Genomic DNA, 12,568 nt, shown 5'->3' with positions numbered 1-12,568 from the left:
CCCCTCTTCGATCTCACGCCTTCGACCCCCGGGACCCGCCATGACCGCCATCACGCTCGATCCGCTCGACCTGGCTGCGCTCCTCTGCAGCCGCGTCTGCCATGATGTGATCAGCCCCGTCGGAGCGGTTGTCAACGCGCTGGAGGTTCTGGAGGAGGATGACCCGTCGATGCGGGACTTCGCCCTCGACCTGATCAAGAAGAGCGCCCGCAACGCTTCGGCCCGGCTGCAATTCGCCCGGCTCGCCTTCGGCGCGGCCGGTTCGGCCGGGGCGATGATCGATCTCGGCGATGCCGGCAATGTCGCCAACGGCTTCCTCAACGACGAGAAACTCTCGCTGGACTGGGATGCGCCCCGCGCGCTGCTACCGAAGAACCAGGTGAAGCTGCTGCTCAACCTTTTGACCCTGGCAACCCATGCGGTGCCGCGCGGCGGCAAGCTCGTCTCGCGCGCCACGGTGGAGGGCGAGCAGGGCCGCTTCGTGATCACCGCCACCGGCTCCCATGCCCGCATCCCCGCCCATGTCGAGGATCTGCTCGCCGGCCGCTCGGAAACCGGGACGATCGACGCCCATGCCGTGCAGCCGCTCTATACCGGCATGGTGGCGCGTGCCGCCGGGATGAGCGTCAGCTTCGCCATCGATGGCGACACCGTCACCATCACCTCGGAAAAGCAGGATTGATTCGCCACCTAGCTGCGAATTCCCACGCTTGGCCGGATGATCTCAACCGATCATAAACCCTTGTGGGGCTTAGATTGCCGGGCAAATGAGCGCGCGGGTCGATCTCCGGCATGGATGAGCTGCTACAAGAATTCCTGAGCGAGACCGGCGAAAGCATCGACACGGTGGATCGGGAACTCGTGCGCTTCGAGCAGGAGCCGAACAACCGCGAGATCCTCAACAACATCTTCCGCCTGGTGCATACCGTGAAGGGCACCTGCGGCTTCATCGGCCTGCCCCGGCTGGAAGCGCTGACCCATGCGGCGGAATCGGTGATGGGGCAGCTGCGCGAGGGCGCCACCGTCAACGCGCTCTGCGTCACCGCGATCCTCGAGACCATCGACCGGATGAAGGACATCCTGGCCGAGCTCGCCGACAAGGGCGAGGAGCCGGCCGGCAACGACGATAATCTGATCGCCGAGCTGCGCGCGCTGGACGAGCAGGCCAAGCAGGAGCTGGCGACCACCCGCCCCCCCGATACCGAGACGCAGGACGCCGTCGCCGCCTATCTCGCCCGGCATGGCGGAGCCGCCGCCGCGGACGCGATCGATCTCGAATTCCGCGCCGCGCCGGAGGCCCGCGGGCTCGACGGGCGCCTCGAAGCCCAGCCCGAAGCCGCGCCGGGCGAGGACGGCCTGCCCCGCGAGATCCGCGCCTCGACCGGCCCCGCCACACTGCGCGTCACCGTCGATACGATCGAACATCTGATGACCATGGTCTCGGAGCTGGTGCTGACCCGCAACCAGCTGCTCGAGATCTCACGCCAGCAGGAGGATGCGCAGCTCAAGGCGCCGCTCCAGCGCCTCTCGCTGATCACGGCCGAGCTGCAGGAAGGCGTGATGAAGACGCGCATGCAGCCGATCGGCAATGCCTGGTCGAAGCTGCCGCGCATCGTCCGCGACCTCGGCGCCGAGCTCGGCAAGCGCATCGAGCTGGTGATGGAGGGCGACGACACCGAGATCGACCGCCAGATCCTCGACCTGATCAAGGATCCGCTCACCCATATGGTGCGCAACTGCGCCGATCACGCCATCGAACTGCCCGAGGAGCGGAAAGCCGCCGGCAAGCCGCCGCACGGCACCATCCGCCTCGCCGCCTATCACGAGGGCGGCTCGGTCACCATCGCGGTCTCCGATGACGGGCGCGGGCTCGATATCGGGCGCATCAGGCGCAAGGCTCTGCAGCGCGGCCTGGCGCAGGAGGCCGAGATCGAGCGGATGAGCGATGCCCAGATCGCCCGCTTCATCTTCCATCCCGGCTTCTCGACCGCCGAGACGATCACCGCCGTCTCCGGGCGCGGCGTCGGCATGGACGTCGTCAAGGTCAATGTCGACACGATCGGCGGGCTGATCGACATCGCCAGCACGCCCGGGCTCGGCACGACCTTCACCGTCAAGATCCCGCTCACTTTGGCGATCGTCTCGGCGCTGATCGTATCCGCCGGCGCGATGCGCTACGCCATCCCGCAGATCGTGGTGCGCGAGCTGGTCCGCGTTAAGCCGGGGGCGGATCATCGCATCGAGCGGATCAACGGCGCCCCGGTGCTGCGCCTGCGCGAGCGGCTGCTGCCGGTGATCTCGCTCGCCTCGCTGATGGGCGCCGGCGAGACCGCGATGACCGACGGCTTCATCGTGGTGACGCAGATCGGCGAGCGGCAATTCGGCATCCTGGTCGACAGCGTCTTCCACACCGAGGAAATCGTGGTGAAGCCGATGTCGATGAAGCTTCGGCACATCCCGATCTTCTCCGGCAACACGGTGCTGGGCGACGGCGCGGTGGTGCTGATCATCGATCCCAACGGCATCGCCCGCCATGTCGGCGCCGCGGTCTCGGAGGGCGGCCGCGACGAGGCGCAGGCCGCGCCCGTCTCCGCCGTCGGCGAGACCACGACGATGCTGGTCTTCACCACCGGGCAGGACGGGCTCAAGGCTCTGCCGCTCTCGCTGGTCACCCGGCTCGAAGAGGTCGATGCCGCGGAATTCCAGTTCAGCGGCGGCCGCACCCTGCTGCACTACCGGGGCCGGCTGATGCCGATCGTGCCGGTGGGAGAGACGCAGATCCGGCGCGAGGGCCTGCAGCCGCTGGTCATCATCTCGGAGGGCGAGCTGACGATGGCGCTGGCCGTCGACGCGATCATCGACATCGTCGAGGAGACGCTGGACGTCGAAATCCAGGAGACCCGCGACAAGAGCGTGATCGGCTCCGCCGTGATCCGCGGCCGCGCCACCGATATCGTCGACCTCGCGCATTATCTGCCGCAGGGCGACCCGGACTGGCTCAGCGCGCGCCGCAATCCCGAGAAGCCGGCGGCCGGCGCGCAGATCCTGCTGATGGAACCCTCGGATTTCCTGCGCGAGATGCTCACCCCGGTGCTCAAGGCCTCGGGCCAGCCGGTGCAGCTCGCGGCCGACCACGAGACGGCGCGGCGCCTGGTGCAGCAGGGGGGCATCGCCGTCCTGCTGCTCGATCTCGACCGCGACGGCGAGGCCAGCTTCGCGCTGGTGTCCGCGCTGCGCGGCGGCGAGGGCGGCCGCGATCTGCGCATCATCGGGATGACCAGCCTGGCGACGCCGGATCTGCAGATGCGCGCGCTCCAGGCCCGGCTCGACGAGGTGGTGGCGAAATTCGACCGGCGCGCCCTGCTGAACGAGCTCAGCGAATCCAAGGCGGCGGTGAGGCTGGCGGCATGAGCTATCGCTTCGCAGGGAAGGCCCCGAGACCCAGCGCCGGCGCCGCGCCCGCCGCGTCCCTGGATTACGTCACCGTGATGATCGGCGAGCAGATGCTCGGCCTGCCGATCGAACGCGTCAACGACGTCTTCATCGCCACCCGCTTCACCCCCGTCCCGCGCGCGCCGCGCGATATCGTCGGCCTGTTGAACCTGCGCGGCCGCGTCGTCACGGCGATCTGCCTCAGGAAGAGGCTGGGGCTCGATCCCATCGTCGAATGCCAGCCGGATGGCCGCTGCGAGCTCGTCTCGGTCGGCGTAGAGGATGCGGGCGAGCCCTATGCGCTGATCGTCGACGCGGTCGGCGAGGTGACGCGCCTCGACCGGTCCACCTTCGAGGCCGTGCCGGTCAATCTCGATCCGAATTGGGCGACGCTCGCCAGCGGCGTCCACCGCCTGGAAGACCGGCTGCTCGTCATCCTCGACGTCGACGCCGTCCTGTCCATCGACATTCCCGTGGCTGCCTGATGCGCCGCCTCATCGCTCCGGAGACCAAGCCATGAAGTACTGCCTCGTCGTCGATGACTCCGCCGTCATCCGCAAGGTCGCGCGCCGCATCCTCGAAGGCCTGCAGTTTCGCATCGCCGAGGCCGAGGACGGCGCCCGCGCCATCGATGCCTGCAAGGGCGAGATGCCCGATGCCGTGCTGCTCGACTGGAACATGCCGATCATGGACGGCTATGATTTCCTGCGCGCCCTGCGCCAGATGCCGGGCGGACGGCGGCCGAAAGTGGTGTTCTGCACCACCGAGAACGATATCGCCCATATCGCCCGCGCCATGCATGCCGGGGCCGACGAATACATCATGAAGCCTTTCGACAAGGAGATCGTCGCGTCGAAATTCCATCAGGTCGGCCTGCTTTGAAAGCCATGGCGGCAGCGGGGTTTTTCGCCTCGGCCGCCGAGGCGACGGGCCCTGTTGCCCGCCATCAGGCCGATGGCGGCGAGACCGGCTTGCCGGGACGGCCCGACGGGATTTTCGCCAGTCCGGCGACGCGCCCGAAAACGGTGGTGATCGCGGATGATTCCGTCGTCGCCCGCGGGCTGTTCGCGCGCTGGCTCGGCGAGAGCGGGCAGTTCCACGTCGTGGCGGTGGCCGGAGACGGCGAGACCGCGATCGCCCATGCGGCGCGTTTCCAGCCGGACCTGATGGTCCTCGATCTCAACATGCCGGGGGTCGACGGCGCCACGGCGCTGCCGGTGATCCTGCGGGAGAGCCCGCATACGGGGGTGCTGCTGGCCACCACCCTGACCGAGACCAATGCGCGGATCGCGCTGGAATGCATGACCAAGGGCGCGATGGACGTGCTCTCCAAGCCGGACAGCCGCAACGGCATGACGCTGTCGCTGGATTTCCGCAGCGAATTCCTGCTCAAGCTCAGCAATATCGTGCAGGCCCCGGCGCGGCAGGGCCATCTGCCGCCGCAGCTCGATCTCGATCTGCCGACGGCCGGCCCCGTCGATCTCCGCGGGCTGGTGGCGGTGATGCCGCGCTATCTGCTGATCGGCGCCTCCACCGGCGGGCCGAGGGCGGTATCGAAGGTCCTGACCGATATCGGCGACGCGCTGAACGACCTGACCACGCTGATCGTCCAACATATGCCGCCGCTGTTCACGGCCTCCTATGCCGAACAGGTCGGCGCGCTGACCGGCATCCCGACGCGCGAGCCCTATGATGGCGAGCGGCTGTCGCGGGGCGCGATCTATGTCGCGCCGGGAGGGCGCCATCTCGGCATCGGCCGCAGCCTCGGGCATCTCGTCGCGCGGATCAGCGACGCGCCTCCCGTGCGCTATTGCCGCCCGGCCGTCGACGTCCTCTTCCGGGACGGCGCGCAGCATCTCGGCGCGGCGGCGCTGGGCCTCGTCCTGACCGGGATGGGCAGCGACGGCACCGAAGGCGCGGGCGCGCTGCGCGCCGCCGGCGCCGCGATCCTCGCCCAGGATGAATTCTCCAGCACGATCTGGGGCATGCCGGGTTCCGTGGTGCGGGCGCGCCATGCCAGTGCCGTCGTCTCGCTCGACCATCTCGGCGGCGCGATCCACGCTCTCCTGCGCGGAGCCCGCCCGTCGTGACAGACGCCGATTTCGCCTTTCTGCGCGCCCTGCTGAAGCAGCGCTCCGGTCTCTATCTGGGGCCGGACAAGCGCTACCTCGTGGATAGCAGGCTCGGCATGCTGTGCCGGCGGCGCGGCATCTCATCCATCGCGGTGCTCGTCCAGGCGCTGCGCCAGGGCCAGGACGCGGCGCTCGAGGCGGCGGTGGTCGAGGCCATGACCACCAACGAGACGCTGTTCTTCCGCGACTCCACGCCGTTCGACCTGTTCCGCAACGTGCTGCTGCCGGAGAAGCGGGCCGAGAACGCGGCCAGCCGCACCCTCAGGATCTGGTGCGCCGCCGTCTCGACGGGGCAGGAAGCCTATTCGCTCGCGATGATCATCGACGATCTCGCGCCCGATCTCGCGGGCTGGACCATCGAGATCCTCGGCACCGACATTTCCGAGGAGGTGCTGGCCAAGGCGCGCCGCGGCATCTACTCGCAGTTCGAGGTGCAGCGCGGGCTGCCCGTGCAGATGCTGCTGCGCCATTTCAGCCAGATCGGCGACACCTGGCAGATATCCGAGCGGATCCGCAGCATGGTGGAGCTGAAGCCGCATAATCTGCTGGAGCCGAGCGCGCGCTTCGGCCAGTTCGACATCATCTTCTGCCGCAACGTGCTGATCTATTTCGACGTCGAGACCAAGGCCAAGGTCATGGCCGAGCTGTCGCAGCGGCTGACGCCGGAGGGTGCCTTCGTGCTGGGCGCCGCGGAAACCGTGATCGGCATCACGACCACCATCGCCCCGGACAAGCTCCAGCGCGGGCTCTACCGCCAGCAGGGCTCGCTGCGCGCCTCCACCGCCTTCGCCCTGCCCTTCCAGCCGCCCCGCAAGCTCGCGGCCACGGCCTGACGCCGGCCTCCGCCGCGCGGCGGGTGGCGACGGCTCCGCTCGGACCGCGCAAACAAAAACCCCGCCTCGCGGCGGGGTCCCCGTCAGCCTGCCGTGTACATCCGACGGTCAGGCTAGATGTCGTTATAGCGTCGCCCCATGACAGGCCCGTGACGCTCCCGCTCAGGCGGGGATCCGCTCGTCGACGTCGCTCGGCTCGCGCAGCACATAGCCGCGGCCCCACACCGTCTCGATGTAGTTCTTGCCGTCGGAGGCGTTGGCCAGCTTCTTGCGCAGCTTGCAGATGAAGACGTCGATGATCTTGAGTTCGGGCTCGTCCATCCCGCCATAGAGGTGGTTGAGGAACATTTCCTTGGTCAGGGTGGTGCCCTTGCGGAGCGAGAGCAGCTCCAGCATCTGGTATTCCTTGCCGGTCAGGTGCACCCGGGCGGCATCGACCTCGACCGTCTTGGTGTCGAGATTGACGACGAGATCGCCCGTCGTGATCACCGACTGCGCATGTCCCTTCGAGCGGCGCACGATCGCATGGATGCGGGCGACGAGCTCGTCCTTGTGGAAGGGCTTGGTCAGATAATCATCCGCGCCGAAACCCAGCCCCTTGACCTTGTCCTCGATGCCGGCGAGCCCGGAGAGGATCAGGATCGGCGTCTTGACCTTGGCGACGCGCAGAGACCGCAGGACCTCGTAGCCCGACATGTCGGGGAGGTTCAGATCGAGCAGGATGATGTCATAGTCGTAGAGCTTGCCGAGATCGACGCCTTCTTCACCGAGATCGGTGGTGTAGACGTTGAAGCTCTCCGATTTGAGCATGAGCTCGATGCTTTGGGCGGTTGCGCTATCGTCTTCGATCAGCAGAACCCGCATGTCACGTCCCCAATTTCGCCCCGAGGCAAACAATCCGCTCTTATCGTCCGAACCACCGCGGCTCTCGACGACGACGTGCTTGCCCGATGAAACGCCACGCGACACGCTACGGAGAATTGGTTAACAAACCGTGATTCCTGAGCGCAAGCGGTTCGTGAAAGAAAGTGAACGATCGTTGTCGAGGTGAGTCGAATTTGACACGGATCGGTAGCGCTTTCTTCCGCGAAACACCCTTTCGCGGAGGCAGCGACCTGAACCGGGGGCCAAATCACCCCGTGGCATGTCACAGCCTCGATCCGCAGTGTTAATCACACAGGTAAACGAAAGGTTGACGGACGCCTCATGACAGCCCCCTCGCGCCTCACCGATCGGCTCCCGACGCTCGCCGCCCGCATCGGCGAACTCGACGGGATCACGGTCTATGGTCGCGTAACGGCAGTGAAGGGGCTTCTGGTCGAGGTTTCCGGCCCGATCGGCGCGATGAGCCTGGGCGGCCGGGTGCTGATCGAAATCGCCACCGGCACGCGCGTTCCCTGCGAGGTCATCGGCTTTTCCGGCGAGAAGGCGCTGGTGATGCCGTTCGGCGGGCTCGACGGCGTTCGCCGCGGCTGCCCCGCCTATGTCGACAAGACGCTGCCCGGGCTGAAGCCCTGCGACGCCTGGCTCGGCCGCGTCGTCGACGCGCTCGGCCGCCCGGTCGATGGCGGCCCGCCTCTGCCCCAGGGCGAAAGGCTTTACGCCTTCCGCAACGATCCGCCCGCGGCCCATGCCCGGCGGCGCGTCGGCCCGCCGCTCGATCTCGGCGTCAGGGCTCTCAACGCCTTCCTGACCTGTTGCATCGGCCAGCGCATGGGCATTTTCGCCGGGTCGGGCGTCGGCAAATCGGTGCTCCTGTCGATGCTGGCCCGCTATGCCCGCTCGGACGTCAACGTCATCGGCCTGGTCGGCGAGCGGGGGCGCGAGGTGCAGGAGTTCCTGCAGGACGATCTCGGCCCGGACGGGCTGGCGCGTTCCGTCGTCGTCGTCGCGACCTCGGACGAGCCGGCGCTGATGCGCAAGCAGGCGGCGCTGACCACGCTCACCATCGCCGAATATTTCCGCGACCGGGATCGGCAGGTGATGTGCCTGATGGATTCCGTCACGCGTTTCGCCATGGCGATGCGCGAGATCGGCCTCGCCGCGGGCGAGCCGCCGACCACCAAGGGCTATACGCCGACGGTCTTCGCCGAGCTGCCGCGCCTGCTGGAACGCGCCGGCCCCGGCATCGGCGAAGGCGCGATCACCGGGCTCTTCACCGTGCTGGTCGATGGCGGCGACCATGACGAGCCGGTGGCGGATGCGGTGCGCGGCATTCTGGACGGGCATATCGTGATGGAGCGCTCCATCGCCGAGCGCGGGCGCTATCCCGCGGTCAACATCCTCAAATCCGTCTCGCGCACGATGCCGCGCTCCTGCGACCCGGCCTTCTATCCGGTGGTGCAGAAGGCGCGCGCGACGCTCGCCACCTATGCCGATATGGAGGAGCTGATCCGGCTCGGCGCCTATCGCCAGGGCGCCTCGGCCGAGGTGGACGAGGCGATAAGGCTGAACCCGGCGCTGGAAGCCTTCCTGAAACAGGCCAAGGACGACGCGACCTCGCTGCCCGAGACCTATGCCCGTCTCGAGGCGATCATGAGTTCCTGAGCCGTCCGAGCAGGACCAGCATCGCCGCCAGCGCCACGCCCTGCAGCGCGCCCGACACCAGCAGCGCCCCGGCCGCGCCGAGCCAGCCGATCAGCCAGGCGAAGAGCAGCGGCGCCATGGCGAAGGCGAGGTTCTGCGGCACGGTCAGCCGCCCGAGCATGGCGCCGAAGCCCTGGCGCCCGAACAGCACCAGCGGCAGCGTCGCCCGCGCCACCGCGATCACCCCCATAGCGGCGTTGAACATCAGCACGAAGACAACGGCCAGCGTGAAACTCCCCGGCCCGAACGCCAGGATCAGACAGGCCAGCGGCCCGAAGATCAGCCCGGCCAGCATGAAGCTCTCGACCCGGACGCGGTCGCCGATGGCGAGTTCGGTGAGGCGCGAGACCAGCACCGCCGGCCCGCCCAGCGAGGCGATGCCGACCGCCGCCTGCTGGTCGAGCCCGGCATTCTGCAGCAGGCTGATCAGGTGCAGCGGCAGCCCCCAGGACACCAGGCCGCTGACCGAGAACACCAGCGCCACCAGCCAGAACACCGCGCGCCTGTCCGCCTGCGGCACGCGGCCGCCGTCGACGGGCGGCGGCGCGCCCGGCACGCGGCTCGGCGCCGGCGCCTGGCGATAGGCCGGGATGCAGAGATGGATCGGCAGGACGATGAAGAGATGCATGGCGGCGAAGGCCAGCAGCGCCATGCGCCAGCCGAAGCCTTCGGTCAGCACCGTCGCCACCGGCCAGAACACGGTCGAGGACAGGCCGCCGACCACCATCATCAGCCCGATGACCCGGCGCGTCTTGTCCCCCATCAATTGCGCGATGGTGACGTTGCCGACATTGGCGAGCGTCATGGCATGGCCGATGCCGATCACGATCCAGCTGGCGAGATAGCTGATCGGCCCCTGCGACGACGCCAGCGCCGCGAGGCCGAGCGCGCAGATCACCGCGCCCACGCTCATCGCGCGGCGCGTGCCGCGCATGTCGAAATACCGTCCGAGCGCCGGGGCGATCAGCGCGCCGGTCACCAGCAGCACGGTGACGCCGCCGAAGACCACCGCCGGGCTCAGCCCGATCTCGCGATGCAGGTCGAACACCAGCACCGACGGTGCCCAATAGGTCGTGCCCCAGCCGATGATGCGGGTCAGCGCCAGGCCGGTGAGCAGCGGCGCGTGCAGCGGCGGTCGCCAGCCGGTCGGCGGGGAATTGGGTGGGGGAGAGGCCAAGCGTTCGTCCCGGCGGATCGAACCGCCTCAGAATTCGTTCGGATTGGAACTATCCCAGATTGCGCCGGCGAGGCAGCCCGCGCGACGCGGCCGCATCATGCAAAAAAGCACTGGATTGCAGTAAGATTCAATCAACCTCCTTGCTTCATTGTGCGTCTGTCTCGCGGACGGAGTTCCGGCGGCGCGTCGAGGGGTCGATGCGCGGCCGAATGCGTAACCAGGAGTTAAATTGACAATGAAGTCGCGAGACACCCTGCTGCGTCTCAAGCGCTTTCAGGTCGACGAAAAACGTCGGCGCGTGAGCCAGATTGAGATGATGATCGCCGAATTCCATCGGATGGCGTCCGATCTCGATCGCGAGATCCAGAGCGAGGAAGCGCGCGCCGGCATCTCCGACCCCGCCCATTTCGCCTATCCGACCTATGCCAAGGCCGCGCTCGGCCGCCGCGACAACCTGATCCAGTCCGCCGATAATCTGAAGGGCCAGCTCGACGAGGCCAAGGCCGCGCTGCAGGAAGCCTTCGAGGACATGAAGAAGGTCGAGATCCTCGACGACCGCGAACGCGCCAGCGAACGCGCCGCCGAAGCCGCCCGCGACCAGGCGATGATGGATTCGATCGGCTTGCGCGCCCGCCCGAGCCTCTGACCCCGATCCGCTCCGCCCCCGCGGCGGAGCTGAGCCGTCAGGCGATCACCGGATGATGCGCCACGCTGTCGCGCGGCAGATGCCCGCCGAGCCGCGGATCATCCGCCACTTCGACGCTGCGCCTGAAGGCGGTGAAGCCGGAGCGCCGGTAGAAGTCCGGCGCCGAGGGATGGTCGAGCGTGCAGGTATGAACCCAGAAGCGCTGGATCGGCCGCTCCCAGGCAAATTCCAGCGCCCGGTTCATCAGCCAGCGTCCCGCCCCCATGCCGATGACGCTGTCGTCGAGCCCGAAGAAGGCGAGCTCGCCCTCGCCCGCCACGCGGAAATCCAGCTCCAGCAGGCCGACATCGCGCCCTTCATGCCGCAGGGCGAAGACCAGCACGGCCGGGTCGGCGAGGATGGCGCGCAGCTCCGAGACCGGTTTGACGAGGCGGCTGAACCACATCCAGCGCTCGCCCAGCCCCCGGTAGATCGCGAGATAGCGCTCCACATCGTCCCGGCCGATCGGCTCGAGCGACAGGAGCTCGGTGCCCGGCGGATCCGCCTTGACCGGAGGGCGCGCAGTCATCTCCAGCGAGGTGACGATGGCGGCGATCTTGCCGGGTGGCAGATCGGTGGTGCCGGAAAGCGAAATGGTCAGGCTGTCGGACATGGCTGGCTGGCTCGAGGACTGGGCAGGCGGCCGCGATGCTGACATGATGCAGGCGTCACTATCGCGATGATGCTCAGCACGATCATGGATCGATTCTCCGGCCCGAGGTCAACTGCCGCCGCGAGGCGCCGGCAGGGCTGGCTGCGGCTGGCCCTGGCGCTGGTCGTGATGCTGGGCACCGTGCTGCCGCATGCCACACTATCCGCCATGCCGGCAGCCCCCGCGGGTGTGACGCATGCCGAAGCGGAGCCGGCTTCGCCCTGCCATGGCGAGACGCAGGCGCCGACCCATCCTCGCGAGGGTCCGGTCGCATCCGCCTGCTGCGGCCTCGGCTGCGCATTGCTGGCGATCCCGTCGGGCCTCGCGCCGACGCAGGTGCCGGCCTTCTGGACCCGGCTGTCGGGCAGCCAGGATCCTGCGGCGGCCGAGACCGTCCCGGAGCCTGGCGAGCGTCCCCCGCGTTCCCTGGCCTGACCCTCTCCATCCCCATCAACGGCCGGCCGGCACCCATCGCCGGGACGGCCCCCGACCGAACTGGAAACGATCATGAAGCACGCGCTCTATATCCCCGCCCTGCTCGGCGCCCTCGCCTTCGGCGGCGCCGCCTTCGCCCAGCAGGGCCATGGCGGTCACGCCGGCCATGGCGGCCATGGCGGCCATGCCGCGGCACCGGCCAAGCCGGCGGAGACCCCGTCCTCGGCCGCCTATCGCGAGGTCAACGCCAAGATGCACAAGGACATGGACATCCCCCTGACCGGCGATGCCGATGTCGACTTCGTCAAGGGCATGATCCCCCATCATCAGGGTGCGATCGACATGGCCCGCGTCGTGCTCCAGCACGGCAAGGACCCGCAGCTGAAGACGCTGGCGAACAGCATCATCGCCGATCAGGAGCGTGAAATCGCGATGATGCGCGACTGGCTCAAGGCCAAGGGCCACTGACCGGACGCCGCCTGGAGCCGCATCGGCCAGGGCGGGCGCTCTCGGGGGCGCTTGCCCTGGCCTGCGCCGGCTGGCACAGAGGTTGCCGAGCGGCGTAGCGTCAGTCGAAGCGAGGCCGCGGGGGCAGACGCAAGGTAATATCAGTGCTGACGATCATGACCTGCCGCC

Annotated in this window: 13 protein-coding genes; 10 read left to right on the top strand and 3 right to left on the bottom strand. The window is 68.2% G+C overall.

What is annotated here, in order from left to right; all coding sequences use genetic code 11:
• The first annotated feature begins 40 nt into the window (after nt 1–40).
• The 6 genes from ASG72_RS09495 (at nt 41) to ASG72_RS09470 (ending at nt 6,397) form a co-directional block, all read left to right on the top strand.
• Nucleotides 41–682 (top strand): histidine phosphotransferase family protein, encoded by a 642-nt coding sequence (locus tag ASG72_RS09495; RefSeq protein ID WP_056711458.1) that lies wholly within the window; start codon nt 41–43, stop codon nt 680–682.
• A 110-nt stretch (nt 683–792) separates the two neighbouring features.
• The gene (locus tag ASG72_RS09490) at nt 793–3,411 is read left to right on the top strand and encodes a chemotaxis protein CheW (protein WP_056711455.1); all 2,619 of its coding nucleotides are present in this window, start codon (nt 793–795) and stop codon (nt 3,409–3,411) included.
• Nucleotides 3,408–3,917 carry a chemotaxis protein CheW gene (locus ASG72_RS09485; protein WP_056711453.1) on the top strand — a complete coding sequence of 170 codons (510 nt, stop codon included), beginning with the start codon at nt 3,408–3,410 and terminating at the stop codon, nt 3,915–3,917. Before ASG72_RS09490 ends, ASG72_RS09485 begins: the two co-directional genes overlap by 4 nt.
• A 31-nt stretch (nt 3,918–3,948) precedes the next feature.
• Nucleotides 3,949–4,314, top strand: a complete 366-nt coding sequence (locus tag ASG72_RS09480) for a response regulator (RefSeq protein WP_056711451.1) — start codon at nt 3,949–3,951, stop codon at nt 4,312–4,314.
• Between the two features lie 5 nt (nt 4,315–4,319).
• Nucleotides 4,320–5,522 carry a chemotaxis-specific protein-glutamate methyltransferase CheB gene (cheB, locus tag ASG72_RS09475; RefSeq protein WP_056711449.1) on the top strand — a complete coding sequence of 401 codons (1,203 nt, stop codon included), beginning with the start codon at nt 4,320–4,322 and terminating at the stop codon, nt 5,520–5,522.
• Nucleotides 5,519–6,397 carry a protein-glutamate O-methyltransferase CheR gene (locus ASG72_RS09470; RefSeq protein WP_056711447.1) on the top strand — a complete coding sequence of 293 codons (879 nt, stop codon included), beginning with the start codon at nt 5,519–5,521 and terminating at the stop codon, nt 6,395–6,397. Before cheB ends, ASG72_RS09470 begins: the two co-directional genes overlap by 4 nt.
• Nucleotides 6,398–6,559: 162 nt before the next feature.
• Here the strand turns inward: ASG72_RS09470 and ASG72_RS09465 are convergent, their stop codons facing one another.
• Nucleotides 6,560–7,261 (bottom strand): response regulator transcription factor CtrA, encoded by a 702-nt coding sequence (locus ASG72_RS09465; RefSeq protein ID WP_056711445.1) that lies wholly within the window; start codon nt 7,259–7,261, stop codon nt 6,560–6,562.
• 342 nt (nt 7,262–7,603) lie between these two features.
• On the opposite strand from ASG72_RS09465, the gene fliI reads away from it, so the two are divergent.
• Nucleotides 7,604–8,944, top strand: coding sequence for a flagellar protein export ATPase FliI (gene fliI / locus ASG72_RS09460; RefSeq protein WP_056711444.1), 1,341 nt, complete (start codon nt 7,604–7,606; stop codon nt 8,942–8,944).
• Here fliI and ASG72_RS09455 read toward each other — a convergent pair.
• Nucleotides 8,931–10,160, bottom strand: coding sequence for an MFS transporter (locus ASG72_RS09455; protein ID WP_056711442.1), 1,230 nt, complete (start codon nt 10,158–10,160; stop codon nt 8,931–8,933). The genes fliI and ASG72_RS09455 overlap by 14 nt on opposite strands.
• A gap of 235 nt (nt 10,161–10,395) precedes the next feature.
• Here ASG72_RS09455 and fliJ point away from each other — a divergent pair, with 235 nt between their 5' ends.
• Complete coding sequence (fliJ, locus tag ASG72_RS09450) at nt 10,396–10,806, top strand: flagellar export protein FliJ (RefSeq protein WP_056711439.1); 411 nt, start codon at nt 10,396–10,398, stop codon at nt 10,804–10,806.
• A gap of 37 nt (nt 10,807–10,843) precedes the next feature.
• Here fliJ and ASG72_RS09445 read toward each other — a convergent pair whose 3' ends face one another.
• Nucleotides 10,844–11,458 (bottom strand): GNAT family N-acetyltransferase, encoded by a 615-nt coding sequence (locus tag ASG72_RS09445; RefSeq protein ID WP_056711438.1) that lies wholly within the window; start codon nt 11,456–11,458, stop codon nt 10,844–10,846.
• Between the two features lie 66 nt (nt 11,459–11,524).
• Here ASG72_RS09445 and ASG72_RS09440 point away from each other — a divergent pair, with 66 nt between their 5' ends.
• Together ASG72_RS09440 and ASG72_RS09435 are read left to right on the top strand one after the other, a co-directional pair.
• Complete coding sequence (locus tag ASG72_RS09440) at nt 11,525–11,932, top strand: hypothetical protein (RefSeq protein WP_056711436.1); 408 nt, start codon at nt 11,525–11,527, stop codon at nt 11,930–11,932.
• A gap of 72 nt (nt 11,933–12,004) precedes the next feature.
• A complete protein-coding gene (locus ASG72_RS09435) occupies nt 12,005–12,400 on the top strand; it encodes a DUF305 domain-containing protein (protein WP_056711434.1) in 396 nt (131 codons plus the stop codon).
• The last annotated feature ends 168 nt before the right edge of the window (nt 12,401–12,568 follow it).

It is taken from the genome of Allobosea sp. Leaf344 (assembly GCF_001426225.1).
Taxonomy (GTDB): Bacteria; Pseudomonadota; Alphaproteobacteria; order Rhizobiales; family Beijerinckiaceae; genus Allobosea.
The sequence above is the reverse complement of the archived record's forward strand: the minus strand, read 5'-3'. Positions and strand labels throughout refer to the sequence as shown.